Consider the following 26,990-nt stretch of genomic DNA (forward strand, 5'->3'; position numbering starts at 1 on the left):
TTTTTCATTTCTCCAGCCGCGTGAGTTTTTCGTCCAGACCGAACAGCGTGCGAAATCCCAACGCGTCGCGCGCGCCCAAAGCCTGTGCGCCCTGGATGCTCAGGTGACCCGCATCGCGGTAAAGCGGCGTGCCGGCTTCCTCCAGCGGGCAGGTATCATCCGGGCAAAGGACGCCGATCAGATCGAGCACCCGCACGCCTTCGATCTCCTCCAGCCCGTCGAGCGCGGCGAAGGCCTGCGCGCGATAAGCCCGTGCCTCCGTCTGCCGCATCTCGCAGCGCGCGCGGGGGCCGAAGCTGAAAAGCCCACTTTCGGCCCGTTCGCGACAGGCGAAGAAATTCGTGCCGACCGACGGGGGCGGGCTGACCACGACGATCTGACGGTCGGGGCGTGCGATGGCCTGCACAGCCGCGTGCAAGGCGGCGCGGCCTCGGGCGAAACTCATTGCGACGGGGACGAGCCGGCCGCGTTCCATCGCCATGCCTTGCGGCTGGGTGCCGAGGATCTGCGCGACGGGGCTGGAAATGACGACGCGGGTGATCTCGGGATGGGCTTGCAGATAGGCTATGATTGCGGCGTTCGAGCGGATGCAGCCTTCGCCCCAGATGGCATCCTGACCGACCTCCGGCTGAATTTGGGACAGGCCGAGCACCGGCGCGCAGGCGGATTTCGTGGCCTGCGCGATGGGGCCGATCTCGGGAGGCACGGTCGCGGCCAGATGCATCGCGTAGCTGTCGCCCCATAGGAACGTGGTCGGACGCGGGCCTGTCGTGCACAGCGCCTCCGGGTCGAACGCCCCGGCGAAGTCGCAGCCCGGCGCGATCCCGGTATTGGCGGCCCCGAGCGCGAGGTAGTCGCGCGGAGGCGTGCGCAGGCCGGGCAGGGCGAGGGCTATCAGCCATAGCGCCACCGTCCCGCCAAGCGCCAGCCCCGCCGCGCGCGGCCATGAGGGCAGCGGCGCGCGATGCAGCGGCCGCTCGATCCCGATATGCAGCAGATGAGCGAGCCCCAGCGAGACCACGATAAGACTCAGCCGCAGCCAGAGCGGCAAAGGCGCATCCAGCCACGCATTTCGCGTCAGCGCGAAAAGCGGCCAATGCACGAGGTAGAGCGCATAGGAAATCCCGCCGAGCCACAGCAGCGGTCGCGTCACCCAATGGCCGCCATTTATCCAGGCGGGCCGCGCCGCGATCACAAGCGCCGTGGCCCCGACCACGATCAGCGCGTCCAGCCCCGGATGCACCGAGCCCCAACCCGCACCCGGCGCAATGGCGCAGACCACCAGCAAAACGATAAGCGCCAAGGGGCTGAGCAGGCGCAGCCAGCGCCCGGCACGCCTTTCGATCCGCGGCTCGAACAGCATCACCACCGCCCCGGCCATCAGCTCCCACGCCCGCGTCGGCAGCAGGAAAAAGCTCGCAACCGGGCTGCGCGGGGCCAAAACGAGGCAGCCGGCGAGGCTGATCGCTAGAGCCCCCAGCAAAAGCAACGGCCAGTGCCTGCGCGGTGTAATCAGCATGGCGAGGGGCGTGACGAGGTAGAACTGCTCCTCCAGCGACAGCGACCAGCTATGCAGAAGCGGGTTCAACTGCGCGCCGGCGGTGAAGTAATTCACGCTCCGCCAAAGCGCGATATTCGAGGTGAAGCTCAACGCCGCCCCGAGCGTGTCGAGGAACCGCGCCATCTCGGTCTGCGACAGCAGCCACAGCGCGGCCACGGCGGTTGCGAGATAGACGGCAAAGGCCGCAGGCAGCAGTCGCTTGGCGCGCGACAGGTAGAACGCGCGCAAGGAAAACCGCCCCTCCGCCAGCGCGCGCGCGATCATCCCGGTGATCAGGTAGCCCGAAATCACGAAGAAGATGTCGACCCCGAGATAGCCGCCCGCGAGGGAAAGATCCGCGTGATAGAGCACCACCATCCCCACGGCGAGCGCGCGCAGCACCTGAATGTCGCGCCGATGGGGCAGACCCGCGCTCATGCCGAGGCCTGTGCGGGGGGCGCGCGCAGGCCAGGCGCGATGTCGAGGGTCAGCCAATCGGGGATCAGATCTGGCCGCGGCTCCTGTGCCGTCCAGATCCCGTCCCGCAGCGTGAAGCCGTTCGCGGCATAGACGTCGCGGCAGGGCGCGTTGAGAGGGCTCTCGTTGATCCGTCCACGCAAGGGACGGCCCGACTGTGCCGCCAGCGCAGTCTGCAACAGCGCCGTCTCGATCCCGTAGCCGAAGGCCCGGCAACTCAGCACGAATTGGGTGATTTCACCCGCCTCGGCCCCATCCGCGATCACAAGCGCGCTGACGATCCCCATCGACCCGAACCTGTCACGCGCTTCGGCGATCAGAACGCGGCGAGAAGGATCGGATAGCTCCTTGGCCGAGATCGGCACTTGTGTCGTGTTGAACTGATTGGTGCGCGCGATCAACTCACCCACCCGGGGCAGATCGCGCCGCTTGGCGATGCGGATCGCGACCCGCAGTCCAAGCTGGAGATAAGCGGCGCCGGGCTCTTCAGAAGGCGTGGCGACATAGGCCTGCCGCGCCGCCCGCGCTTGATAGAGCGTGGTACGGTCGGAACCCGCAAACGCTGCGCGCTGATCGGCCCAGTCGTCCAAGAGCTGCCACGTCTCCAGCGCGTTCGGGTCAAGCGCCAGCAGCCCCGGACAACCGGCTTCGGCCAGCGCACGCTCATCGGCGCGATCGTCGAGAAAGACGAAGCTCTCGGGCGCGAGGTTCAGCCGCGCCGCGATCTTGGCGATATTGCCCGCTTTCGGCGCCCAGTCGATCTCGCGCGCGACGAAATCGGAGGCCCGCAGCGCAGCACCCCGCCAATTGACATTTGCCGGATCGTTCTTCGAGGCCACCGCAAGCAGCACCCCGCGCGCCTTCAATCGCAGCAGCAGGGCCTGACGGTCGTGGTGATGCGTGATCGGACCTTCGCCGATTTCGCCCGCCCAGAGCGTGTTATCGAGATCGCTCACCACGAGCTTACGCCGCGCAAGCAGATGCGCCGCACGGCAGGCGCGCAGATAGGGGCCGGATGCAAGCGATGCGGCCAATGCCGTGGGGTGCAGATCGCCCGCCTCGAAGAGAACGCGCCCCGCCGCCGGGCCCAGACGATGCGCCTCTGTGGCCTCCGGGATACGCAGAACAGGGCGCGCCGCCCGCTGCGCCAGCGCGTCGAGCCTCTCGTTCAGCCACGCCGCCACGCGGGCCCGCCTCTGCGCGCCGAAGCGATCCGCCATAGCGCCACGCCAGCCGGAAGCCTGCCGCGCGCCCGAGACTTCGTGCAGGTAAATCGGGGCATCGGTCCGCGCGAGGAGGTGGCATAGCGTCACCTCCACCTCATCCAATGCGGTGCGCAAGCCGGGCAGGTCGCGCGCCATCGGGCGCAGGACGGCACTGGGCGCGAGCGCGCGGGCATAGCTCTGCGCGAAGCCGAAACCGAAGGGCGCGTAGAATACCAGATCGACCGGGCCAGCCTTATCCAGCGCGCGGCGCAATTCCGCCGCGTCGCGCTGGGCGCAGAGATGCGGCGTGATCGCGAGGCCCTCCGCCGCCGCCGCGATCTGAAGCTGGGTCGCGATGTCCCAGATCAGGCAATCCCCGATGAACAGCACCCGCAGCGCATGACCGGGCGGTCGGGCCAGTGTCTCGGTCAGGTGTGCCAAGCCTTGCACGAGCGTGGCGCGGGCAGCCTCCGACAGGCCCGGGCTCAGCCTGTCGTGCCAGCGTGCGGCGAGCGTGGTGTCGCAGGCCGCCTGTGTCTCGGAGAGCCGCGCGGCGCCATAGGTCAGCTTCAGCCACCCCGCCAGAGCCGCGAAGCCCTGCGCGGCCTCTCTCCGCGCGAGGTGATGCGCGAGCAAGGCGCAGCCCGTGCGCGCCTGCTGCAACGCCGCAGGGCCCGGCGCCTTCGCCAGCACCTGCAATTCCCCGGCAAGGGCGTCGGCTTGCGCACGGATCGCGCGGGACAGCTCCAGCTCCCCGCCGTTCATCGCGCGGCTCTCCGGGGTTTCAGTCGCAACCACGCGGTCAGCAGCCAAGGCGCAAGCGCGATCATCAACGCCTTCACCCAGAGCGCTTTCGGCGCGACCTGCCAATCCACCTGCGCCAGTCGCGCGAGTGCCAAGTCCCGATGGCCCGCGTTCGCCTGCCAGATCACCGCATGCAGGCAGGAATAGGCGTGAAACCGCGCCGCGCTCCGCCGTCGCGGCAAAGCGATACGTCCGCGCGCGATCCAGTCCGCGAAGGTCTGATGCCAATGCGGCACCTCGCCTTGATGCGCACGCCAGCCGCTCGCGCTGTCTTCGATGTGGTAGCGGGCGACGGGGGCGGGGAGATAGGCAAACCGCGCCTCGCAGCCCAGCCGAAACCACGTGTCGCTGTCCTCGCCGACCGTGACGCCTTCGGGAAATCCGCCTGCGCGGATAAGCGCGCCGCGGCGGATCATCACCGAGGAGGCGGTAACCTCTGGCCCGCCCCGAACCAGATGCGCGAAGTAATCGGTCAGGAAAAGTACCGGAGCCTCGGCAAGCTCAGGCGCGGGCGATGTGTCCTGCCCCGCGTGGCACACCTCGCCGAAGATCACCTCCGCCCCCGGGATCGCCCGTCTTGCGCGCTCGAACGCGGCCAGCGCGCCCGGCAGATAGGCGTCATCGGCGTCGAGAAAGGCGATCCAGTCGCGCCGCGCCGCCCGCATCCCGGCATTGCGAGCGGCACTCACGCCGCGATTGTCCTGCCGGATCAGACGGATGGTAAGCGGCGAACGCGCGGCGATCCGCTCCACGAGTGCGGCGCCCTCGTCGTTGGAACCGTCGTCGATCACCACCACCTCGGCGGGCGCAGGCCTTTGCGCCTCGATCGAGGCGAGCGTCCGCGCGATGAAAGGCGCCTTGTCATGCAGCGGGATCACAACGCTCAGATCGGCGCAGCGGTCGGGCCCGGCGCTGGGCGTACAGAGGCGGGGCGTGCGGTCCATCCTTGGCGAAAGCGCGGTCATGCGAAGGCGACCTCCTCGGCGAATTGGGTAAAGGCGCGGGCCAGTCCGGCGATCGCGCCGTCGATAGCATCTTGCGGGGCGCAGCTCGCGAGGGCACGAAGATCGGCAAGGTTTTCCAAGCCCGTAAGAGCCACGGGGTTCCAGCCGCGCCGGGCCACCGCGCTGGCGTAATCGTCGAATTTGAACCGCCCGCCGATCAGCCCCGGCGCAGCCAGCCAGATCGCGGGCAGGCCAAGCGCATCCGCCGCGATCAGCCCGTGCAGCGAGGCCGAGGCGATACGTTCGCAAGAGGCGATCTGCGCGATCACTCGTGCGGGAGGCGCGGCGGGCGAGATCACCCGGATTGCCGCCCCGTGCCGCGCTTTCAACGCTGCAAAACCCGGCGCGTCGAGATGGGCGTGATGGGCCATGAGCCCGAAGGCTTGGCTCGGCGCGGGCAGGGCGGGTCGTTTCTCGGTCCCTCCAACGAGAAGCCGCGTCGCGTAAAGTCCGGGATCGCCGAGGGTCACGCTATGGCCCAGCCCTTCGATCCGGTCCCGGCTCAGCGCGCCGCGCAGCCCCACAATCCGCGCCCCGGTGAAGCGCCGTGTGCTGCGCGCATTGATGAACCCGGAGCCGAGGATCGTGCCGCGATATTGTTCGGTCAGGTGTTCGAGCACCGATCCGGTCGCGGTCAGTTGCGCGCGGTCGGGATAGGCATGGACCGGGGTGAAGCCGTGATGCCGCAGGATCGCGGGCGTCAGCAGATCGCCGAAATTCAGCGTCTCGCGAAACCAATAGGCGCTGAGCCCGTTGCCCCGCGCGAGTGCAAGGCCCTGCTGGGGCAGCCGCTCGGTAAGATGATAGCTCATCAGCCGGTCGATCCGGTGGCGCAGCATGAGGCTCATTCGCCCGCCCTCCCGATGAGGTTGGCGATAGGCTCGGGGTCTTGGGGTGCAGCGGCGTGGCCGCTCCGCCCGGCCTCCGCACGCAGGGCCGCGGCCTGCCGATAAAGCGCCGCCATCTGCGCCCCGACCTGCGGCCAGAGATAGGCCCGGGCCACAAGCGCCCGCCCGCGCGCGCCCATCGCCGCCCGCTCGGGCGCAGTCGTTGCACCAAGCGCGGCAATCGCACCGCCCAAGCCCGCCAGATCGGGCGCGACCCACCAGCCGCAGCCCGCCTTGGCCAGTTCCGCCCAAGGGCTGCCGGTCGTGGCAATCACGGGGCGCGCGGCGGCCAGCGCTTCGGCCACAACGGTGCCGAAATTCTCGGTATGGCTCGGCAGGATCAGCGCATCCGCCGCCGCGATTTCCGCCTGTTTCGCAGCACCCCACACCGGTCCTGCGAGGGTGATGCGCTCTGCCGCGTCCCGCTCGGCGGCGCGCGCGCTAAGCGCCGGGGTCAGGCCGTCCTCGTCGGGGCCTGCGATCCGCAGCTCCCAATCGCGCGGCGCGCAGGCGGCGAAGGCGCGGATCAGCGTGTCGAGGTTCTTGACCCGGTGCAGCCGCCCGAGAAACAGGAGGCGTTTGCGCCCATTCGGGCTGCGCGACGGGGGGGACGTAATCTGCGGCGGCAAGGCGATCCCCAGCGGAACCTGCGCGATCCGCGCGACCGGGCAGTGGCTTGCGATCGCCTCCGCCTCGGCTTGCGAGGTGACGTGCAACAGCTCCGCCCGCGACAGATCGCGGCGCTGATACAGGTGCCACGCGAGGTCTTTCTTGCGCCGCTTGTGCGCCCGCGCCCACGGCAGCAGCATCCCGTGCGGGCTAACAATCCGGCCCAGCCCCAGATCGGCCGCGAGGCGCAGCCCCGCATGGTTCAGCGGATCCCACAGCCCATGGCTATGCACCACGATCCGCGCGCCGGCCCTCACTTGCGCACGCATCCCGGCCATCGCTCGTGCGAGCTGCGCGACGTTCGGACCTTGCGTGGGCACGACGCGCAGGCAGCGCTCGGCGATCTCCGCGTCCGGGTCGAAGGCACGGGTCAGAAAGCGGCTCGCGATGCCCTGCGCGGCGAGCGCCTCCGCCAGAGCGGGCGCATTGGCCGCGATCCCACCGGCACTGCGGCGCAGGTCCGGCACAACATGCAGAACGGTGATCTCAGGCGGGGGAGAGGTCATGGGAGAACTCCGGTTGAGGCGTCGGGTCGGCAGAGAGATGGTCCGCAGCCGCGGTCGCGAGGGCGGCGGTGAACCGGGCGGGGGCGAAGCGCGTGACGTTGGCCCGCAGGGCGGCGCTGAGCCGGGATTGCAGGCCCGCGTCGCGCGACAGGGCCAGCAGGCGGCGCGCGGCCTCTGCCTCGTCCGAAAAGCGGCAGTCTGGGGCGGAGACGATCTCGTCCTGTCCGGTCCCGCGCGGCACCAGAGGGATCATCCCGCTCGCGGCCATCTCGGCGGTGGCGATGCCAAAGGCCTCCACCTCGCAGCAATTCAGCCCGTAGCGCAGCAATCCCAAAAGCGCGGTTTTCGCGGCACCGCTCTGAGGGGGCAGCCGTTCGATCCAATTCTGCCCAGCGATCAGCGCGCGAATACGGGCCATGTAATCGGGCGGTCCGTCGGGCCCGGCGATCACGAGCCTGCCGCGAAACCCTTGGGCACGAGCGTGCGCGACGATGGCGATGGCCCGCTCGATCCGTTTTTCCGGTGCGATCCGCCCGAAAATCAGCACATCCTCGCGCCGCGTGGCCCAGTCGCGGATCGGGCCGGGGACGGCGGCCAGCGCCACCGGCGGGGAGATCACACGGACCCGGCCGGGGCAAAGCGGGGCACTCGCCGCAGCCAGCCAGCGCGAATTGGCGATTACGGTGTCATCGGGGCGCGGGCCGAGGGCGGGGCCGTCGATCACGCGGCGCAGGATCTTTGCGCGCGGGCCCGTTTGCCCTGCCAGCGCGGGATGCCAATCGCGGGCAGAGAGCAGATGCAGCGCGGGCGCGTTCCAGCGGCGGACGCCTGACAGCGAAACCCGCAGATCGTAGGCCCGCCCGAGCGTTGCCAGCGCCCGGTTGAACCGCGCGGCCTCAATCGTGCCGATGCGGCTTCGCGCGGGGAGGGTGAGAACCCGCAGATCGCTGGGAGAGAGGTCGGTGCCCGCCAGCGCGTTGAGCGCTTCGCAGTCGAAGCTGCCACGCGTGACGAGGGTCAGATCGAACCGCTCGCGCAGCGCCACGAGCGTCCAGGCGGCCACCGCCTCGGCCCCGCCGCGCCCCCAGATCCCATGGGCGAGCACGGCGCGCGGTTTTTTGGACGGCGCGCTCATGCCGGTCCCTCCGTCGGGCGGCGTCGCAGGAGTGCAGTCAGCCGCGCGCGTTCCGGCGCGCTCAGCCCCAGCCGCCAGCTTGCCCCGAGCCAGAGCGCCCCGCAGAGCCCGAGGCTCAGCGCCAGCCGCGCCGCACCTTCGGGCAACAGTCCCTGCACCAGCGCCGCGCCAAGCGCCGCGGGCAGCGCGCTCGCCAGAACGGGAAGCAACGTCTCGCGCGCCCAGCGTGTGGCGCTGCCGGGGGAGAGACGGGTCAGAAGCACGATGCGAAGCGCGGCGATGGTGACGGTGGCGGCGAGGGCGACCCAGAGAGCCGCGCCGATCTCGCCACTGGCCCGACCGGCGAGAAAGGCCGCGGGCAGGCTCATCACCGCAAGCGCCGCGCCCCAGCCCTGCATCCATGCGATGCGACCGCGCGCGAGGAACGCCAGCCCCAAGCCCGCGCTTAACTGATCGAGCGCGAGTGCCGCCAGCATCAGCCGCACCACCATCACCATCTCGGGGTTGCTGCGGCCCAGCCAGAGCGACAGCAGCGCCGGGGCGTTCACCGCCATCGGGATCGCCGCCCCGAACGTGATAAGCGCAGCGGTCCGGCTGGCGACCAGCGCGCCGGTGACGCTGCCGTCAGAGCCTCTTGCGGCATGATCGGCATAGAGGCGCGGGGCCAGAACCTGACGTGTGGCCTCGGCGAATTGGCGCAAAGCGGCGGGGAGTTGGTTGCCCAGCCCATAGGCCGCGCTCGCGACCGGACCGCCCAGCGCCGCCATCAGAAGAACCATGCCCTGCGCGCGTGCACTCGCCGCCAGCCCGCCAAGAACCGACCACGACAGGAGCGCGGTCTGGCCGCGGGCGGGGCGGATGTTCAGGATCCAGCGCAGATGCAGCCGCGTCTCGGGCAGGGATTTGCGCGCCTGCCACGCCCCCGCAAGGGTTACGCTCAGGCTCAGCCCGGCGGACAGCGCGGCGAAAGCGGCAAGCGGCGGCGTAGTCTGCCCGCCGAGGAGATAGGCCACCGGGATCAGCGCCACCGCCCGCGCCAGATCGAGCGCCGCAAACAGGCCGAACCGTTCGCGCGCCTGCAAGGCGATCTCGTACGGGGCGAGCGCGATCGCGACGACGCTCGCCGCCAGAATGCAAAAGAAGGCGATCCGGGCCTGATCCGCCAGCGCGGGGGGGAGATCGAACAGCCGCGCCAGCGCGGATGGACCAAGTATTGCACCGATCCCCGCCACGCCGAGCGCGACCCGCAGATGCAGCCCGATCAGCGCGTTGAAGATACGCGGGCGCTGAGCCAGCGGCGCAAGGGAGAGCGCCCGCAGCGTCGTGCTTTGCAGGGCGCCGGTCACAATGCTCGCGATCAGCGCCAGGGCGATTGCTGCAAGATAGGCGCCCATCGCTTCGACCCCCAAAGCGGCGAGCGCGAAGCGGGTGCTCAGGAACCGTGCGACCAGTCCGCCTCCGATCTGTCCCCATGCGATCGCCCCATTGCGCATCGCACGCGACGGAGGTGTTTGTGGTGAGGAGGAAGGCAAAGGCCGGGGGGACGATACGGAGACGCTCATCGGACACCGCCCTCCGAAGATACGCCATCCGATGCCGCGCGCGGGCCGCGCCCGTCTCTGGCGCTGACATCGCCCAGAACGACGACACGCGGCGGCACGACCGCTCCGGGGCGCAGGACGCGATGCGCCGTGACCCATGCGCTGTCGCCGATCTCGATGGGCCGCGCGAAGAAGCGGAAATCGCCGCGCGCCCAGTCATGGCTGCCGGTGACGATGCGCACCCCTTGGCTGATGCAGACATGTGCGCCGATGCGCACTTGGCCGGGATTGTCGATCCACACGCGCTCGCCCAGCCAGACATGCGCGCCGATCTCCAGAAGCCACGGGTATTTGATGGTGACGCGCGGCTTGCAGACGAGGCCGGGGCCGACTTTCGCCCCGAACCCGCGCAGGATCGCGGCTTTCGCGCGCGAGGGGATCAGGGCGAGAAGCGCCGATTGGAAGAAGAGCGCATTGACCAGATACCACGCCACGCGCCAGCCGAAGCTGCGATTGCCCGCGATCACCGGGCGGGGGAAGCGAGACAGGTCCTGCGTGGCGATGGGCCGGAAGGGACCTTGCCGGGAGGAGGGGCCCGGTTGCGGCGGGACAGGGAGGGGCATGGCATCAGGCATTGGAGCGCACCGCAGCTTGGGGGAAGCGTGCCCGGACCGCTTCGATCGCGCCGGCCACGCTCGGGCTGAGCCGAGCGGGCTTGAGCCGGGTCCGAATGCGCTTGGCCAGTGCGGTCGTCATTCCCAGCGCGGTCCAGAAGGCGGGGGTCGCCGCGCCTCCGGGCGAGAGCAGCCATGCCTCGAACTGCGCATGGGTGAAGAGCGCCGCGAGATAGCCTAGCAACAGCGCCATCAGCACCCGGTCGCTGCGGCGGCGCGCATGCCGGGCCGCGAGAACCGCGCCGCGTGTGATCAGGAGCAGCATTCCGGTGAAGAGCGCGGCCCCCGTAAGCCCGACCTCTTCGATCAGGGCCAGCGCCGAATTGGTCTTCTCGCGCCCATAGTGCGAGGCGCTCGCCGACAGCGCGTAGTCGTCGAACCCATAGGAGACGCCGAAGCCCAGCCCGAACGTTCCGCCCGCGCGCGCTCCCTCGAGCGTGGCGGCCCATGTCTCTGCGCGCGAGGCGATCAGGGTCTCCGTCTGTGCGGATGCCTTGAAGAGATAGCGCTGTGTCAGCGCCTCCGCCCGGTCAGGGAAATAAAGCCAAAGAAGCGACAGCACCGTCCCAAGCGTTGCCGCCGCAAGCGCCAGCCGCTTGAGCCCGCGTCCGAGAAGAAAGACCGCGATCAGCACCGTGAGCGATAGCAGGCTCGCCCGCGACAGGCTCATCAGCACCAGCACCGTCAGGATCAGTACCACAGCCCGCCAGAACAGCCATCTCTGTCGCCCGATCCGGCGCTGGGCGAGCCGCCACAACGGCAGTGGCGCGACGGTAAGGATCATCAGGGCGAGAAAGTTGGAATTGGCGCTCAGCCCCCGATAGAGCGAGATATCCGCGTTCATCTCGACCGTGCCGAAGCCCGAACGCAGCCCCCCGATCCCGGCGAACAGCACGAGCGCCAGCAGCGGCCAGAGGATCGCGAAGAGATCGCGCCGCCGCGTGTGCTGTGCCCAGGCCGCGCCTGCCGAGGCGAAGGCCAGAGCGGTCAGCGCGTAGATCGCAGCTTTCGGCCCGCTCAGATGCGGCACGCTCGACCACAGCGCAGACAGCGCGGCCAAGCTCAGCAGCGCCAGCCTGCAATACATCCCGTCGCCCGGGATCTTGCGCCACAGGCGGCCATTGAGCAGAAGCGCGAGGACCAGCGCCCCCATCGCCGCCCAACGCGCGCCGGGTCCGAAGAGCATGTTGACATAGATGACGCTCGGCGCCGCGGTGGCGGCGATGCCGAGGCCCAGCAACAGGCCGCGTTTGCGGATCGCGAGCCTCATGCGCGTTCCGCCTTGCGGTTGGGCGCGGGCGCGGCGGTGGCTTCGCGCTTGGTTTCGGGCGCGTCGTGCGTCACCCGCTCGGCCAGCGTGCAAAGCTGGCTCGCCCAACCCGCGCTCGACCAGCCTGCGATGGCCGCAGGCGCATCGCCCCGCATCCGGGCGCGCAGATAGGGATCGGCGCAGACGCGGGCCAGCGTGGCGTGCAACGCGCCGGCGTCGCCCGGCGGTACGATCAGCCCGGCCTCGCGCCCGCCCAGCAGGTCGGGCGCCGCGCCGCAGGCCCCGCTTGCCACGACACCGCAGCCCGCGGCCAGCGCCTCGCCGATCACCAGCCCGAACGGTTCGGCGCGGCTTGGCAGGACGAGGCAATCCGCGGCGGCGAGGTGATCGCGCAGCGCCGCCCCTTCGAGCCGCCCGCGCCATAGGATACGGGGATCGCGTGCCGCCGCCTTCGCCAGTGTCTCGCCCAGCGGCCCGTCGCCCGCCACGATCAAACGCGCCTGAGCGGCGTTGAGCTGCGCGAAAGCGTCCAGCAGCAGGTCCAGCCCTTTCTCGGGGGCGAGCCGCCCGAGGAACATCAACACGGGCGCATCGGCTGCGATCCCGAGCCGCGCGCGCATCTCCTGGCGACCCTCGGGACCGAGGGAGCGAATGTGGCGCGCGATGGCGTCGGTGTCCGAACTCATCCGTCCGGTTACGATCTTCTCGGGCGGCATGCCTTGGTCGCGAAGATAGTCGGCGGCACGCTGGCCTGCCGGGCTGAATCCGTCGATCATCGCGAGAATTCGGCCCTTGAGGGCTGCGCGCATCCCGCGGGCGGGGCTGATCCACGTGTCGCTCAGCGCGATGATCCGCGCGCCCGAGAGCTTGCCGAGAACGATCGCGGTCAGCACGGGGACATGCGCCCAACCGGCGACGAAAATGACTTTGGGTCGCGTGCTGCGGATCTCGCGCCAGAGCGTGATGAGGGCAGAAAGACGCTTCGCGGGCAGGACGGTTTCGGGCGCGGTGTTCGCCCATCGCTGCGTCGCTGCCGCGGAGACATAGCGCACAGTGAGACCGGTAGGCCAGCGCACGGCCAGCGCTGCGGTCATCGCGACCATGTAGGGCGCGGGCTCGATCAGCACCGCGAGCGCGGGGCCGGGACGGGCTTCGGGGCAGAGAGGTTCAACCGACAAGGCGTGCCTCCAGGGCGTAAGGGGCGGCGCGGGCGCAGGCGACGTGCAGCACCTCGGACAATGCGCGCGCATGGGCGTCCCAACTGGCATGATCGCGGGCGAAGCGGGTGCCCGCGCGCGCAATCTGGCGCCACTCGGCACGCGGTCCGGTCACCAGGGGGCGCAACGTCTCGACCAGCGCCCCGACCGAGCGTGGCGCGACCAGATAGCCGGTCTCGCCGTTGCGCAGGAATTGCCCGGGGCCCTGGCCCTCGACCCCGATGCAGAGCGCGCCGGCCGCCATCGCCTCGAGATAGACGATCCCGAAAGCCTCTCGCCATGAGGGCAATACGAAAATGTCGCTTTGTCCGAGCGTTGCGAGAACATCTTCATGTGGTTTCTGACCGGCGAGGGTGATCCGATGCGCAAGCCCCTGCCGCGCGATTTGGGCGGCGAGATTGGCACGCTCGGGCCCGTCGCCGATGATTGTCAGATGCCATGGCGCGTCCCCCTCGCGTGCAAGCCGTCCGAGCGCCGCGATCAGCAGGTTCAGCCCCTTGGCGGGATGCAGATTGGCGACGCTCACCAGCCGCAGGGGAGCCTCGTCCGGTAGCTGCGGGGGCGGACGGTCGGGCGCGGGATCGACCCCGTTCCAGACCACCTCGATATGATCCCCACGCCCGGACAGATCGGTCGCGAAGCGGCGCAGCGGTTCGCCCACCACCACAAGCCGGTCGAGCCCGCCCAAGGCGTCCCGAAACCGCTCGGCCTGCCCATTGGTCCAAAGATACCGCCAATTGCTGTTCTCGCCGTGCAGCACGCCGACCACAGGCAGTCCCAGCCGCGCGGCCAGCGACTGCGCGGCAGGTGCGAGGGTCTCTGTCTGTACCAGGATCACATCGGGACGGCGCGCGGCGATCATCTCGTCCGCCAGCGCCGTGAGCGCCCAGTCGAGCGTGCGATTGGTCAGCTTGCGCATCAGCCCGCCCGGCAGGGTCGGGTAGCGCGCGAGGCGGATCTCCTCGATCTCGGGGAAGTGCGCGGCGTCGATCTCTCCGCGATGCTCGGGCGAGGCGAACCGCGCCGTACCCGCAGGCGACAGCCCGCGCAGCACGCCGACCCGGACCCGGTGGCCCTGCCGCGCGAGCGCCCTTGCGCTGTCGGCGACGAAGCGGCTCGGCCAGCCGTCGGGGCGGTTCGGAAACCACGGGGTCAGCATCAGGATGTCGAGCGATGCGTCGCTGATGATCACAATCCCACTCCTTCACTCGGTTCGCGAGGTCGGGAGGCGACGGGGCGCGCTTGGTTGACCTCGCGTTAACCGTCGCGCAAGCGAGGTTAATTTGAGGTTAATGGTCGAAAGCGTGGCCTGTAGGGGCGGCCAGAAGGGCGCAGGGGGCGCATCGGTGAGCGGCCCGCGTGGCCCTGCGCGCTGTGATTTCTCGCGCGCGCGAACCGCGCAGCTGCAATTCTGGTTCCCGCAAAGAAACCTTTGCCGAGCTCCGGCGTTGAAGATATTCCAGCTTCTACGACACGCCGCAGACGGGTTTGTAATGACCAAGATTCACAGGCCCGCGCCTTCGCATGCGGTGTCCTTCCGACAAATTCTGAGACAGGAGACCGCCGCCGCGCATGAGGCGGGGGAGGCGCAATTCTCCCGGTTCTTCGCGGCCCCGGCGCAGAAGCTGGCTTGGTTCCTCGCAGCGCAGGCCGCAGGGGTTGGCGTGTTGGCGCGCCATGCGGCCCCCGGCGCGATCTGCGCGGATTTGCTGAGCGATTTGCTCGACCGGCTCGACCGGGATCTGGCGCGGCTGGGCCGTCCTGTGCACCCGGTGCCCGCCCCGGACGCAGGGCAGGGGCGGCTCGACCCGCTGGCGATCGACTATCTGGTGCTGGGCTCGCGGCTCGGGACGCAGGTGATCGACCGCAAGGTCTTCGCCGAGACCCCGGCCGAGGCCAAGCCGCTTTATTTTCAGGCCCCCGCCGCTGGGGCGCTGTGGAAACGGCATTGCGCGACGCTCGACGCGCTGAGCCCCGCAGACCCGCGCGCAGCCCGTATCGTCGCCGATGCGACGCGGGGTTTCCATCTTTTCGCGCAGGCCGTGCAGGCGCAGGGGGCGGGCACAACGTCCGACGCTCTCGCACCAGCGCTTGCCTCCAATTCCACTGACCATCCGCGGCCCGGCAGGATCGCGACAGACACCGATTTGACGCCCAAGGAGCCGACGTGACGTCCGATACCAGCCCCGCCCCCAGCCAGCGCCCCGTCGATCTGACCGATTGCGACCGCGAGCCGATCCACCAACTGGGCCGGGTCCAGAGCTACGGCGCGCTTCTGGCGCTCTCGAGCGACTGGATCGTGCAGCACGCCTCGACCAATCTCGAGGAGATCCTCGGCATGTCCCACGAGGAGGCGCTTGGCCGTCCACTTGCCGATCTTATCGTTTCCGACGGGTTCGACCGGATCCGCGCGAGCCTGCGCACGGCGGAGGGCGGCGAGACGGCGGTGCGGCTGTTCGGTGTGGTGCTGAAAGCGAACGGGAAGAGTTTCGACGTCTCGCTGCATGCCTCGGGGCCGTATCTGATCGTCGAATTCGAACCGAAGCTGGAGACGCGCGGGCGCGATGTTATGACCGATGTCTACCCGCAGATCGCGCGCCTGCGCCGCGACCGGGGGCTGGAGCGGCTTGCGCGTGATGCGGCGATGGGGCTGCAGGCGCTCTCGGGCTTCGACAGCGTGATGATCTACCAGTTCCAGCCCGATCAGTCGGGCAAGGTCATCGCCGAGACCCGAAAGGACCAGCAGCGCCTCTATGACGGGCTGCGCTTCCCCGCCAGCGATATCCCGGTGCAGGCGCGCGCCCTGTATAAACGCGCGCTGCTGCGGTTGATCGCGGATGTGGACGATCCCGGTGCGCCGGTGCTGCCCGGGGTCGATCTGAACGGGCAGCCGCTCGATATGTCTCTGGCGGTGACGCGGGCGGTCTCGCCGATCCATATCGAATACCTGCGCAACATGGGCGTCGGCGCCTCGATGTCGGTCTCGATCATGCGCGATGGCGAGCTGTGGGGGCTGTTCGCCTGCCACCATAACCACCCACGCTATATCGATTACGAATTGCGCACCGCGATTGAGATGTACGCCCATATGTTTTCCTATGAACTCAGCAAGTTCGAGGATGGGGAGCGCAAGCAGGCGCAATCCGATACGGCCAGCCTGCAGCGCACCCTGATGGGGCATATGGCCGATGGCAAGGCGCTGTCGGAAAGCCTGATGGCCGTCTCCGACGAGATCCGTCTGGTGATCCCGCATGATGGTTTGGTTCTTTATGAGAACGAGGAATTCAGCGCGACCGGGACGACGCCGACCAAGGAGGAATTCGCGGGGATCGCGCGCATGCTGGACCGGTCGATCGGGTCTTCGACCTTCGCGACCGATCAGCTGGGTCGCGCTCACGAACCGGCCCGCGACTTCCCGGAACGCGCGGCGGGGCTGCTCGCCATTCCGATCTCGAAACGGCCGCGCGACTATCTCGTGCTGTTCCGCCGTCAGATCGCGGATACGGTCGAATGGGCGGGCGATCCCACGAAACCCGCGCAGCTTGGCCCGAACGGCGTGCGGCTCACCCCACGCAAGAGCTTCGAGGTCTGGCGCGAGACGGTCACCGGGCGCTCGGCCCCCTGGACGAACCAGCAATGCCACGCAGCGGAGCTTCTGCGCACGGTGCTGCTGGAGATCTTCCTCAAGATCACCGACGCGACCTCGGCCGAGCGCAAGCGCGCGCAGGAGCATCAGGAACTGCTGATCTCGGAGCTGAACCACCGGGTGCGCAATATCCTCAACCTGATGCGCGGGCTGCTGGCGCAGTCGCGCAGCTCGGCGCGCTCGCTCGAAGAGTTCACCGACAATCTCGACGGGCGCATTCAGGCGCTGGCGCGGGCGCACGACCAGCTTACCGCCGAGCATTGGGAGCCCGCCTCGCTGCACGGGCTGATCTCATGCGAATTCGCCGCCTATGCCGACCGCAAGGCCGAGCGCGTCATCATTACCGGCCCCGATGCGCTGATCTCGCCGAAAGCCTATACGACGCTGGCGCTCGTGCTGCACGAGATGGCGACGAATTCGATCAAATATGGAGGGCTGTGCGATAGCGGCGGGCGCGTCGAGATCGCGCTCTCCACCGATCACAGCGGGGGGCTGCTGATCGACTGGAAAGAGCGTGGCGGTCCGCCCGTCACCCCGCCGAAACGGCGCGGCTTCGGGTCGATCATCATCGAGAACTCGATCCCGCACGAGCTGCGCGGCGATGCCGAGATTTCTTACAAGATGACCGGGGTGGAGGCGCAATTCCGCATCCCGCCGACCACGATCGCGGAGCTGATCGATCAGCCCGGCACGGAGGGCGACGTTGCGGCGTCGCCCGCCGCGCAGACCGGCGCCGCATTCCGCCTGTCGGGGCAGGGGCTGGTGCTGGAGGACACGCTCATCATCGCGATGGACGCCGCCGGTGTGCTGGAGGATCTGGGCGCGCGCGACGTCAAGATCACCTCCTCGGTGGAAGGCGCGCTGACATGGCTGGAGGCCACACGACCCGATTTCGCCGTGCTCGACGTCAATCTCGGGGACGAGCAATCCGTGCCGGTCGCTGAACGTTTGCACAAGATGGGCGTGCCCTTCGTGCTGGCCACGGGCTACGGGTCCGCGCCTGACCTGCTGGCGATCTACCCGCCCTGCACGGTCGTCCAGAAACCCTTCTCCTCCGACTCGCTCAGAGAGGCTTTGCAAAACGCAATTGCGTGACCCTACGCACAGAACTTCGATCATATCTCACGTTCCGATAACGATTTGACGTATCTGACATGTAAGTTTCCGTGATAATTCTGACCCTGCGGGACTGGGCAAACGGGGGTCGCCATGAATGTGAGTGCCAACACGGTCGGCGGCAGCCGGGCCGATTTCACCGAAGACGAAATCGCGAAACTCCGCGCGGCGCTGCACACGCTCGGGAATGTCGCCAGTGTCTGCGCCTCCAGCGCCCGTCTCCTGCCGCGATTTTGCGAGGATCAGGCGGCACTCGGGATCTGCGATGGGCTGAGCGAGAATGCCGACATCGTCCGCGCCACGATGGAGGATCTGAAAGCGGTGCTGCGCCTCGACAGCCTTCAGTGACGGTCGTGGGTGTATGCGCGCGACCCGGGCCGAGTGATCCGGCGCGGCGGTCCTTTGCGTAGCCCTGTCACCCAAGCAAGAGGAGAGTGCCATGCGCCGCCTGTCGATCGCCTTTCTCGTATCAAGCCTTTGCGCTGCGCTGATGCCGAGCCTCGCCCCGGCCTCGATCTTCGGCGGCTGGACTGAGCAGCGGTTTTCGCTGTTCTCCTCCAACGACTGGCAGCAATCGCGCGATGGCGTCGCGATGCGCTCGGACGGCTCGGTCTCGCTGATCTGGCGGGCGTTGCCGCAGTCCGATTGGGGCACGCGCAATGCGGCGTGGCAATGGTCGGTTAGCCAGAGCGTCCCGCCGACGCCGCTCGACCGCAAGGGCGGGGATGATCGAGACCTCTCGCTCTATTTCGTCTTCATGCCGGAGGCCGTCGCCCGCGCCAATGAAGGGGCCAGCATCCGCAAGCTTCTCGCGGTGAAGGAGGCGCGCGTGCTGATGTATGTCTGGGGCGGCAAGCATGGGCGCGGGGCGGTGCTGCCCTCGCCCTATCTCGGCGCGCGCGGCAAGACCGTGGTGCTGCGCCCGGCGGGCACCGGCACGCATTCCGAGAGCGTCGATCTGGCGCGCGACTACCAACGCGCTTTTGGAGCGCAGCCGACGCAGCTTGTGGGGTTGGCGTTGTCTGGCGACAGCGACGACACCGACAGCGCGATCCGCGCCCGGATCGAGGGGCTGAGCCTGAACTGACCGCGCCACACCGTCCCCGGTGATTTCACACAAAAACACTGCCAAGACATGACTTTGTCGGTAACCTGTGGCAGCAAGGCCCAAAAGGGGGGGCAGGATGGCGCTCAATTTCCGACAGTCCGAAATTCTCGAAATCGCGCGCGACGAGGGCCGCGTCGTGGTCGAGGCCTTGGCCGAACGCTTCAATGTCTCGGTCCAGACGATCCGGCGCGATCTGACGGAGCTCTCCGAAGCGGGCCATCTGGAACGCGTGCATGGCGGGGCGGTGATCCGCACCGGCGTGGTGAATTTCGCCTATGAAGAGCGCCGCCGGATGAACGAGGCGGCGAAAGCGGCGATCGGGCGGGCCTGTGCGCAGGCGATCCCCGATAACAGCTCTATCGTGCTGACGCTGGGCACCACGACCGAGGCGGTGGCGCGCGAGCTTCTGCATCATCGCAACATCACCGTGGTCACGAATAACATCAACGTCGCCAATATCCTGCTGGCCAATGAGAGCTGCGATATCCTTGTGGCGGGCGGCAACCTGCGCCGCTCGGATGGCGGGCTGGTGGGCGACCTCACGGCGGATTTCATGGGCGAGTTCAAAGCCGATTTCGCGGTGATCGGGACCTCCGCGCTCGATGCGGACGGCGACATGCTCGATTACGATCTGGCCGAAGTGCGCGTGAGCCGCCGGATCTTGCGGCAGGCGCGGCAGAGCTTTCTGGTGACCGACGCGTCGAAGCTGGAACGCTCCGCCCCGGTGCGGCTCGCCTCGCTCTCCGATATCGACCGGGTTTTCATCGACAAGCCCTTGCCGGACGCGCTCATGGCGCTTTGCGCGCAATGGGATACCGAGATCACCGTGGCGGGGTGAGCCTTAGCGCAGCACCCGCCGCAGCCCCGTCTGCACCCGCGTGAGCTCCGGCAGATAGGTCTCGATCAGGCTCTCTGCCGGATCGGCGCTCGCGGCCATCCCGGTATTGAGCGCGGCCACGACCCGCCCATGCATGTCGTAAAGCGGCACCGCGATGGAGCGCAGCCCGATCTCCACCTCCTGATCGATCACTGCGTAACCCTCGCGGCGCACCTGATCTATGCGCGCGAGGATCTCGCCCGGATCGGTCAGGCTATAGGCCGTGCGCGGCGTCAGGTCCGAGGCCTCCACGGCGGCGCGGGCGTCCTCCGGGGGCAGGGCGGCCAGCAGCACCCGTCCCATCGAAGTGCAATGCGCGGGCAGCCGCGACCCCGGCATCAACCCGATCGACATCACCCGCCTCTGCGCCGCCCGCGCGAGATAGACGATCTCGGTCCCATCGAGGATCGAAACCGAGCAGCTTTGCCCGATCCGATCCGTCAGTTGGTCGAGCCACGGCTGCACGATCTGCGGCAGCGGCAGCGAGGCCAGCGCCCCCATCCCGAGCCGCAAGACCTTCGGCGTCAACGTGAAGAACTTGCCGTCGTATTCCGCGTAGCCCTCCGCGTTCAGCGTCAGCAGGCAGCGCCGCGCCGTGGCCCGGTCAAAGCCCGTGGCCTGCGCCACTTCGGCAATCGAGAGCCGCGGCGTCTCCGCTCCGAAACATTCGATGACGCGCAGGCCCTTCGCGAAGGAGGCGATAAAATCGGTCGGTTTGTTCAACATGCGAACAGATTTTCTCGCGATGCGAACAAATGTCAAGATGCGCACGAAATCCGTGGAAAGCCGTCCCACGCAGGTCTAAATCCGAGGCCTCAGGAGGACCGCAAATGGACAAGAGACTTTCCTCGCTGACCGAGGCCGTGGCCGATATTCAAGACGGTGCCGCGGTGATGATCGGCGGCTTTGGCGGCTCGGGGGCCCCGATCGAACTGATCCACGCCCTGATCGACCGCTTTCTCGAAACCGGCTCGCCCAAGGGGCTGACCGTGATCAACAACAACGCAGGCAACGGCCATGTCGGCATCGCCGCGATGATCGAGCAGGGCATGGTCAAGAAGATGATCTGCTCCTTCCCGCGCTCGGCCGATCCGACGGTCTTTACGGAACGCTATCTGGCGGGCGAGATCGAGCTGGAACTGGTGCCCCAAGGCACGCTGGCCGAACGTATCCGCGCAGGCGGCGCGGGCATTCCGGGTTTCTTCACGCCGACTTCCGTTGGCACCGATCTGGCCGAGGGCAAGCCGGTGCAGCAGTTCGATGGCCGCGACTACGTGATGGAGCGCTGGCTCAAGGCCGATCATGCGCTGATCAAGGCCGAGCAGGGCGACGCGCTTGGCAATCTCACCTACCGGATGGCCGCGCGCAACTTCTCGCCGCTGATGGCGACGGCGGCAGAAAAGGTTGTCGTGCAGGTGACCAAGGCGGTGGAGCCGGGCGAGATCGACCCGGAAGTCATCGTCACCCCGGGCATCTTCGTGGACGCGATCGTCGAGGTCGCCAACCCCGCCCAGGAAGAAGAGTTGAACCGCGCCGGAGCCCATCACCCATGACCCAGAAACTGAGCAATGCACAGATCGCCTGGCGCGCCGCGCAGGACATCGAGGATGGCGCCTATGTGAACCTCGGGATCGGCTTTCCCGAAATGGTCGCGCGCTTCCAGCCCGAAGGCCGCGAGGCGATCTTTCACACGGAAAACGGCGTGCTGGGCTTCGGCCGCGCACCCGAGCCCGGTCAGGAGGACTGGGACCTGATCAATGCCGGGAAAAAGGCGATCACGCTGAAACCCGGCACCGCCTTCTTCCACCATGCCGACAGCTTCGCGATGGTGCGCGGCGGGCATCTCGACGTGGCGATCCTCGGCGCCTATCAGGTGGCTGAAACGGGCGATCTGGCGAACTGGTCGACCGGGCCGAAAGGCGTGCCGGCCGTGGGCGGGGCAATGGACCTCGTGCATGGCGCGAAACGCGTGGCTGTCATCACCGATCACGTCACCAAGAAGGGCCAGCCGAAGCTGGTTGAGAGCTGCACCTTCCCGCTGACCGGTGTGGGCTGCGTGACCCGCGTCTATACGTCGCTCGCCGTGGTGGACGTGGTGGATGGCCGCTTCGTCCTGCGCGAAAAGCTCCCCGCGATCTCGATGGAGGAACTGCAATCCGTCACCGGCGCGACCCTCCATATCGAGGGCGAAGTGGGTGACCTGATCTGTCCCGAGGAGTTGGCCGATGCGTGACGCTTATATCTGCGACTATATCCGAACCCCGATCGGCCGTTTCGGCGGCGCGCTGGCGCCTGTCCGGGCCGACGATCTGGGGGCGATCCCGCTGAAAGCCCTGATGGCGCGCAATACGGGCGTCGATTGGGAGGCGGTCGAGGATGTGATCTTTGGCTGCGCCAATCAGGCGGGCGAGGACAACCGAAACGTGGCCCGCATGTCGGCGCTGCTCGCGGGTCTGCCGGTGAATGTGCCGGGGACCACGATCAACCGGCTGTGTGGCTCTGGGATGGATGCCATCCTCACCGCCGCCCGCGCGATCAAGGCGGGCGAGGCCGATCTGATGATCGCGGGCGGCGTCGAGAGCATGTCGCGTGCGCCCTTCGTGATGCCCAAGGCCGAGGCCGCCTATAGCCGCGCCAATGCGGTCTATGACACGACCATCGGCTGGCGCTTCGTGAACAAGCTGATGAAAGAGACCCATGGCGTCGACTCGATGCCCGAGACGGCGGAGAACGTGGCCGACGATTTCGGCGTGAGCCGTGAAGATCAGGACGCCTTCGCGCTCCGCTCGCAGGAGGCTGCGGCCAAGGCGATGGAAGAAGGCCGTCTGGCCGAGGAAATCACCCCGGTCACGATCCCGCAGCGCAAGGGCGAGCCGGTTGTGGTCGACACTGACGAACACCCGCGCCCCGGCACCACGCTGGAAGCGCTGACCAAACTGCGGCCCATCGTGCGGCTTGACGGCACGGTCACGGCGGGCAACGCGTCGGGCGTGAACGATGGCGCAGCGGCGCTGATCATCGCCTCCGAGGACGCTGTGCGCAAACACGGGCTGACGCCGCTGGTGAAGATCTCCGGCGGGGCCGCAGCTGGCGTGCCGCCCCGGATCATGGGCTTCGGGCCCGCGCCTGCCAGCAAGAAGCTGATGGCGCGGCTGGGGCTGACGCAGGACGCCTTCGACGTGATCGAGCTGAACGAGGCCTTTGCGAGCCAAGGTCTGGCCACGCTGCGCGATCTCGGTATTGCCGATGACGATGCGCGCGTGAACCCCAATGGCGGCGCGATTGCGCTTGGCCATCCGCTGGGCATGTCGGGCGCGCGGATCACCGGCACGGCGGCGCTGGAGCTGGTGCGCCGCAAGGGCAGCCGGGCGCTTGCCACGATGTGCATCGGCGTGGGTCAAGGCATCGCCGTGGCGCTGGAGGCGGTGTAGCGAAAGCAGGGCGCGCGGCGGCCCGTGGGGTGGCGCGCGCCCGTTCTCCGCTGTGGCGGTTTATGCCCGCCACATTCCTCTGAGCTTCCCGCTGGGCACGCGGCCCCAATCGCGCCAGCCCGTCGGGACGGGCCGTCGTGCGCCCTGCGCCTTCGGCGCGCACCGGGCGGGGTGTTAGCTCAGGTCCTGTCCAAGAAATCCTTCAGCAGCGCCGCGACAGCCTCGGGCTGCTCGTAACAGGGCAGGTGGCCCGCATTCGCGATCTCGTGGAACTCGGCGCCGCACAGCTCCGCCGTGCCGCGCACCAGATCGGGCGGGGTCGAGGCGTCATCCGCACCCGTCATCGCCATCACCGGAAGTTTCAGCGCCCGTGTCGCCTCGGTCTGATCGGCCCCGGCAATCGCCGCGCAGCAGCCCGCATAGCCCTCGTCGGGCCCGCGTTCGAGCATGTTGCGGCAAAGCGTGAACTCCGCCGGGTGGGCCTCGGCGAAACCGGGCGCGAACCAACGTGCGAGGATCGCATCGGAGATGCTTGCGATGCCGTCGCGGCGCACATTGGCGATCCGCTCGTTCCACATCTCGGGCGTGCCGATCTTGGCGGCGGTGTCCATCAGCACCAGCGCACGCAGAAGATCGGGGCGGCGCGCGGAGAGGTTCTGCCCGATCAGCCCGCCGATCGAGAGGCCGATAAAGGTCACATCCCGAAGCCCGAGCGCATCGCAGATCACGGCGGCATCGCCCGAGAGGTCCTCGATGCTGTAGGGGCCGGGCGGGCAATCGCTCAGCCCATGCCCGCGCTTGTCGAAGCGGATCAGCCGCAGTCCCTCGGGCAGATGCGGGATCAGCGCCTCCCAGAGCCGCAGATCGCTGCCGAGCGAATTGCCGAACATCACCACGCGCCCGTCGCGCGGGCCTTCGTCGAGAATGTGGAGCGTCACCCCGTCATGGGTCAGTGCGTGCATGAAAGCCTCCTCTTTGCGGGAGGTTGTAGCGCGCGGGACGGGGGAAGGAAAACATACCGCGGAGGTATCGGGGATTACCCGGGTGATACCTGATGCGGAGGTGGCGCCGGGATCTACTGGCGCGGGGCGACCAGCCCCGGGCCGCGCCCGACCTCCCCCCGGGAGGGCGCATTGGCGAAGGCGTCGCGGGTATAACCGGTCTACGGGCTTGCGAGATAAAGCGCCAAGCCACAGAGCGCGTACAGCGCCCACCCGAGGTCGGGCGCGGCCCTTTCCGCACCAAAAACCAAAAAGGCCACCCCCGAGGGGATGGCCAGTCTCCGAAATCGCGGAGAGGTATTACTCGGCCGGCTCGGCCACGGTGTCCTTGGTTTCCGCCTCGGCCATCGCGGCCTCGACGATGGGCGTGCCATAGACGAAGAAGTCCTGCGGAAGCTCGCCGCCGAACCAGACACCGCCGCCGTTGAAGAAGTTGCTCTCGTCCCAGGTCAGCGTCTTCCAGTCCGGGTCGAAGATCAGGTAGCCGGTATCGCCGAACAGCTCGATGCGGTTGCCGCCGGGCTCGTAGACATACATGAAATAGGCCTGCGAGACGCCGTGCTTCGCCGGGCCCGCCTCGACCGTCACGTCGTATTCCTGCAAGATATCGGCAAGGTCGAGCATCTGGCCCTGATTGCCATACCAGAAGGCGACATGGTGCAGACGGTTGCCGGGGCCAGCCTGATCCTTGGTGAAGGCGACCTCGTGCACCAGAGGGCTGACCGAGAACCACGCCGCCAGCTCGTCCGAGCCGCCGAAGACCACGTTCTCACGCTTCAGGAAGCCGAGATTGTCCTGCAGGAACTTGCCATTCTTGGTCACGTCCGAGCAGAGCAGATTGACATGGTCCAGACGACGTACCGGTACCCCGCGCAGCGGGCGCTTCTGGGCGCGCGAGAGCAGCTTCGATTTCAGCTCTGCCGGGGCCTCGTAATACTCGACCTCCCAGAACAGGTGCTGCTTGTGGCCGTCCGGCGTGGTGAATTCATAGGCGCGACCGTAGCCCTTGTGGCCCTCGACCCATTTCCCCGGATTGTCAGAGGCCTCGAGCACGGCCACGCGGCGCTCCAGTGCCTGCGGCGAGGAGGCGCGCCAACCGACCATGCCGATCCCGGCCTTGTCCGAGCGCGTCAGCTTCAGCGAGTGGTGATAGCGGTCCTCGTAGCCGCGCAGGTAGCAGGATTTGCCGTCATCCTCGGTGGGGGTCATGCCCAGAACATCGTGGAAGAACCAGAAGCTTTCCTCGAATTTGGGGGTGAAAAGTTCGATGCAGGCAAGCTGCGCGACATCGTGGATCTGTTCCTGAAAGCTCATGGTGTCCTCCCTAAAGCTCGATAAGGTGAATGCGGTCAGTTTGCGGGGGCCTTCTCGTGGCCGTTGGTCGGGGCTGTGCCGTTCGAGGCGGCGGCGGGTTGCTCGCTCGCTTCGACATATTTCGGCTCGCCCGCGACCGCGTAATGGCCCGAGCGCAGCTCGTTGAGCATGATCCGAACGGCCTGCGGCTTGACGCCCAGCGTGTCGACCGCCGCGCGCGTGACCTCGCGCATCAGCGCTTCTTTCTGCGCCTCGGTGCGGCCTTCCATAAGGTTGATCTGGATTACCGGCATGACTGCTCCTCTGTCTCGGGACGCGCCCTCATTCCCCGCGTGTCGGGGCCTCCTCGGCGTGTCCGTGGACCGAGATTGGGGCAGAAAAGGCGATACGATCAAATACCATTTAGTCCGGGTTTCGATACCGAAGGCGCATCGCGCTGAATGTGGGGAACCCCTAAATAGGGCATGATTCAGCACCCGGGTTGCGTCCGGTCTGTCGCATGAAGAACGTTTCTCAAGTGGCGGAATTTATTGACTTAAGCTGCGTGCGACTTCGAGGAAGTTCGCGACGATCGGGGACGTGTCACCCTCTCGGGAGATGCAGGAGATATCGACCCGCGCGGTCTCGCTCACATCACTGATCGGCAGGCACTTCACGCCCTCCATGATGACCGATGTGATCGATTGCGGAACGACCGAGACGCCGAACCCCGCCGCCACCAGCGCCATCGCGGTGAAGCCGTCGCCCACGACCTGCGCGACATTGGGCGCGAACCCCGCCTCGTGGCAGAGCCCCGTGACCTTTTCGACGAACCCCTGCGCGCGGCTGGCGGGAAACAGCATCATCGGCTCGCGCGCCAGTTCCGACAGCGCGACGCTCTCGCGATCCGCGAAAAGCCCCGGATCGGGCACGACGATATAGAGCGGCTCCGAGGCCAGCTCCTCGATCGCCAGCCCCGGCACCGGCGTCAGCATCCGGTTGAAGCCCAGATCGATCGAGCGGTTCTGCAGCCCCTCGATCTGCGCCAGCTTGTCGAGCGCGTGCATCACCACTTTCACATCCGGGTAGCGGCGTTTGAACTCGAGGATGATCCGCGGGATGAAGCTGAGGATCGCGGTGCCGAAAATCGCGATGTCGATCCGGCCGAGCCCGCCCTCGGACGCCCGGTGCACCCGGTCCGCCGCCTGATCGAGCAGCGCCGCGATGTTGCGCGCCTCATCGAGAAACAGCGCGCCCGCCTGCGTCAGCTCCACCCCGCGCGGCGTGCGGTTGAAAAGCTGCGCGCCGAGCTGTTCCTCCAGCGCCTGAATCTGGCGGGTGATCGGCGGCTGGGAGACATGAAGCCGCGCGGCCGCGCGGCCGAAATGCAGTTCCTCGGCCACGGCGATGAAATAGCGAAGCTGGCGCAGGTTCATGGGTGTTCTCCCGGGCGCTCAGAGTGAGGCACAATCGCGAAGGGGGCAAGCAGGGCGCGCGGCGGCCCGTGGGGTGGCGCATCCCGACATATCAGCGGGTGCGCTTTATCCGTGCGGCTTCGCCCATCGCTCGAGCCACGCGCGCGGATGGCA

At 68.0% G+C, this 26,990-nt stretch carries 24 protein-coding genes; 8 read left to right on the forward strand and 16 right to left on the reverse strand.

Annotated features, from left to right (window positions below; translation table 11 throughout):
* Nucleotides 1-4 precede the first annotated feature (4 nt).
* The 11 genes from AKL02_RS08125 to AKL02_RS08175 form a co-directional block, all read right to left on the reverse strand.
* The gene (locus tag AKL02_RS08125) at nucleotides 5-1,978 is read right to left on the reverse strand and encodes an acyltransferase family protein (RefSeq protein ID WP_083075304.1); all 1,974 of its coding nucleotides are present in this window, start codon (nucleotides 1,976-1,978) and stop codon (nucleotides 5-7) included.
* The gene (locus AKL02_RS08130; RefSeq protein ID WP_083075306.1) at nucleotides 1,975-3,987 is read right to left on the reverse strand and encodes an HAD-IIIC family phosphatase; all 2,013 of its coding nucleotides are present in this window, start codon (nucleotides 3,985-3,987) and stop codon (nucleotides 1,975-1,977) included. The genes AKL02_RS08125 and AKL02_RS08130 overlap by 4 nt, the downstream gene beginning before the upstream one ends.
* Nucleotides 3,984-4,991, reverse strand: coding sequence for a glycosyltransferase family 2 protein (locus tag AKL02_RS08135; RefSeq protein ID WP_083075308.1), 1,008 nt, complete (start codon nucleotides 4,989-4,991; stop codon nucleotides 3,984-3,986). The genes AKL02_RS08130 and AKL02_RS08135 overlap by 4 nt, the downstream gene beginning before the upstream one ends.
* On the reverse strand, nucleotides 4,988-5,878 hold the full coding sequence (locus tag AKL02_RS08140) for a polysaccharide pyruvyl transferase family protein (protein WP_083075310.1): 891 nt from the start codon (nucleotides 5,876-5,878) through the stop codon (nucleotides 4,988-4,990). Before AKL02_RS08140 ends, AKL02_RS08135 begins: the two co-directional genes overlap by 4 nt.
* A complete protein-coding gene (locus AKL02_RS08145; protein ID WP_083075312.1) occupies nucleotides 5,875-7,092 on the reverse strand; it encodes a glycosyltransferase in 1,218 nt (405 codons plus the stop codon). Before AKL02_RS08145 ends, AKL02_RS08140 begins: the two co-directional genes overlap by 4 nt.
* Nucleotides 7,073-8,227 carry a glycosyltransferase family 4 protein gene (locus tag AKL02_RS08150; protein ID WP_083075314.1) on the reverse strand — a complete coding sequence of 385 codons (1,155 nt, stop codon included), beginning with the start codon at nucleotides 8,225-8,227 and terminating at the stop codon, nucleotides 7,073-7,075. The genes AKL02_RS08145 and AKL02_RS08150 overlap by 20 nt, the downstream gene beginning before the upstream one ends.
* Complete coding sequence (locus AKL02_RS08155; protein WP_083075316.1) at nucleotides 8,224-9,720, reverse strand: lipopolysaccharide biosynthesis protein; 1,497 nt, start codon at nucleotides 9,718-9,720, stop codon at nucleotides 8,224-8,226. Before AKL02_RS08155 ends, AKL02_RS08150 begins: the two co-directional genes overlap by 4 nt.
* 65 nt (nucleotides 9,721-9,785) lie before the next feature.
* Nucleotides 9,786-10,403 (reverse strand): LbetaH domain-containing protein, encoded by a 618-nt coding sequence (locus tag AKL02_RS08160; RefSeq protein ID WP_133051921.1) that lies wholly within the window; start codon nucleotides 10,401-10,403, stop codon nucleotides 9,786-9,788.
* On the reverse strand, nucleotides 10,396-11,712 hold the full coding sequence (locus AKL02_RS08165) for an O-antigen ligase family protein (protein ID WP_083075320.1): 1,317 nt from the start codon (nucleotides 11,710-11,712) through the stop codon (nucleotides 10,396-10,398). The genes AKL02_RS08160 and AKL02_RS08165 overlap by 8 nt, the downstream gene beginning before the upstream one ends.
* Nucleotides 11,709-12,890: a glycosyltransferase gene (locus tag AKL02_RS08170; protein ID WP_165756924.1), complete on the reverse strand. Its 1,182-nt coding sequence runs from the start codon at nucleotides 12,888-12,890 to the stop codon at nucleotides 11,709-11,711. The genes AKL02_RS08165 and AKL02_RS08170 overlap by 4 nt, the downstream gene beginning before the upstream one ends.
* Complete coding sequence (locus tag AKL02_RS08175; RefSeq protein WP_083075330.1) at nucleotides 12,880-14,121, reverse strand: glycosyltransferase; 1,242 nt, start codon at nucleotides 14,119-14,121, stop codon at nucleotides 12,880-12,882. Before AKL02_RS08175 ends, AKL02_RS08170 begins: the two co-directional genes overlap by 11 nt.
* Before the next feature lie 301 nt (nucleotides 14,122-14,422).
* On the opposite strand from AKL02_RS08175, the gene AKL02_RS08180 reads away from it, so the two are divergent.
* The 5 genes from AKL02_RS08180 (at nucleotide 14,423) to AKL02_RS08200 (ending at nucleotide 19,637) form a co-directional block, all read left to right on the forward strand.
* Nucleotides 14,423-15,100: a heme oxygenase-like domain-containing protein gene (locus AKL02_RS08180; RefSeq protein WP_083075332.1), complete on the forward strand. Its 678-nt coding sequence runs from the start codon at nucleotides 14,423-14,425 to the stop codon at nucleotides 15,098-15,100.
* The gene (locus AKL02_RS08185) at nucleotides 15,097-17,670 is read left to right on the forward strand and encodes an HWE histidine kinase domain-containing protein (RefSeq protein ID WP_083075334.1); all 2,574 of its coding nucleotides are present in this window, start codon (nucleotides 15,097-15,099) and stop codon (nucleotides 17,668-17,670) included. Before AKL02_RS08180 ends, AKL02_RS08185 begins: the two co-directional genes overlap by 4 nt.
* 114 nt (nucleotides 17,671-17,784) lie before the next feature.
* Complete coding sequence (locus AKL02_RS08190; protein WP_078519256.1) at nucleotides 17,785-18,039, forward strand: hypothetical protein; 255 nt, start codon at nucleotides 17,785-17,787, stop codon at nucleotides 18,037-18,039.
* A 91-nt stretch (nucleotides 18,040-18,130) separates the two neighbouring features.
* Nucleotides 18,131-18,778, forward strand: a complete 648-nt coding sequence (locus AKL02_RS08195) for a DUF3047 domain-containing protein (RefSeq protein ID WP_083075336.1) — start codon at nucleotides 18,131-18,133, stop codon at nucleotides 18,776-18,778.
* Between the two features lie 97 nt (nucleotides 18,779-18,875).
* Entirely contained in the window at nucleotides 18,876-19,637 is a 762-nt protein-coding gene (locus AKL02_RS08200) for a DeoR/GlpR family DNA-binding transcription regulator (protein WP_078539379.1), read from the forward strand.
* Between the two features lie 3 nt (nucleotides 19,638-19,640).
* Here AKL02_RS08200 and AKL02_RS08205 read toward each other — a convergent pair whose 3' ends face one another.
* Nucleotides 19,641-20,402 (reverse strand): IclR family transcriptional regulator domain-containing protein, encoded by a 762-nt coding sequence (locus AKL02_RS08205; protein WP_083075338.1) that lies wholly within the window; start codon nucleotides 20,400-20,402, stop codon nucleotides 19,641-19,643.
* A gap of 104 nt (nucleotides 20,403-20,506) precedes the next feature.
* On the opposite strand from AKL02_RS08205, the gene AKL02_RS08210 reads away from it, so the two are divergent.
* The 3 genes from AKL02_RS08210 to pcaF are packed head-to-tail and all read left to right on the forward strand — an operon-like array spanning nucleotide 20,507 to nucleotide 23,107.
* Nucleotides 20,507-21,229: a 3-oxoacid CoA-transferase subunit A gene (locus AKL02_RS08210; protein ID WP_083075340.1), complete on the forward strand. Its 723-nt coding sequence runs from the start codon at nucleotides 20,507-20,509 to the stop codon at nucleotides 21,227-21,229.
* Nucleotides 21,226-21,909: a CoA transferase subunit B gene (locus tag AKL02_RS08215; RefSeq protein WP_083075342.1), complete on the forward strand. Its 684-nt coding sequence runs from the start codon at nucleotides 21,226-21,228 to the stop codon at nucleotides 21,907-21,909. The genes AKL02_RS08210 and AKL02_RS08215 overlap by 4 nt, the downstream gene beginning before the upstream one ends.
* Nucleotides 21,902-23,107 (forward strand): 3-oxoadipyl-CoA thiolase, encoded by a 1,206-nt coding sequence (pcaF, locus tag AKL02_RS08220; RefSeq protein ID WP_083075344.1) that lies wholly within the window; start codon nucleotides 21,902-21,904, stop codon nucleotides 23,105-23,107. The genes AKL02_RS08215 and pcaF overlap by 8 nt, the downstream gene beginning before the upstream one ends.
* Before the next feature lie 179 nt (nucleotides 23,108-23,286).
* Here the strand turns inward: pcaF and pcaD are convergent, their stop codons facing one another.
* From pcaD to AKL02_RS08240, 4 genes are all read right to left on the reverse strand, one after another.
* Nucleotides 23,287-24,069 carry a 3-oxoadipate enol-lactonase gene (pcaD, locus tag AKL02_RS08225; RefSeq protein ID WP_083075346.1) on the reverse strand — a complete coding sequence of 261 codons (783 nt, stop codon included), beginning with the start codon at nucleotides 24,067-24,069 and terminating at the stop codon, nucleotides 23,287-23,289.
* 339 nt (nucleotides 24,070-24,408) lie between these two features.
* Nucleotides 24,409-25,422, reverse strand: a complete 1,014-nt coding sequence (locus AKL02_RS08230; protein ID WP_083075348.1) for a VOC family protein — start codon at nucleotides 25,420-25,422, stop codon at nucleotides 24,409-24,411.
* Nucleotides 25,423-25,457: 35 nt separating this feature from the next.
* Nucleotides 25,458-25,715 carry a 2-hydroxymuconate tautomerase gene (locus AKL02_RS08235; RefSeq protein WP_083075350.1) on the reverse strand — a complete coding sequence of 86 codons (258 nt, stop codon included), beginning with the start codon at nucleotides 25,713-25,715 and terminating at the stop codon, nucleotides 25,458-25,460.
* Between the two features lie 234 nt (nucleotides 25,716-25,949).
* A complete protein-coding gene (locus tag AKL02_RS08240; protein WP_083075352.1) occupies nucleotides 25,950-26,837 on the reverse strand; it encodes a LysR family transcriptional regulator in 888 nt (295 codons plus the stop codon).
* Nucleotides 26,838-26,990 lie beyond the last annotated feature (153 nt).

Origin of the sequence: Thioclava electrotropha, assembly GCF_002085925.2 — a bacterium.
GTDB classification, from domain to species: domain Bacteria; phylum Pseudomonadota; class Alphaproteobacteria; order Rhodobacterales; family Rhodobacteraceae; genus Thioclava; species Thioclava electrotropha.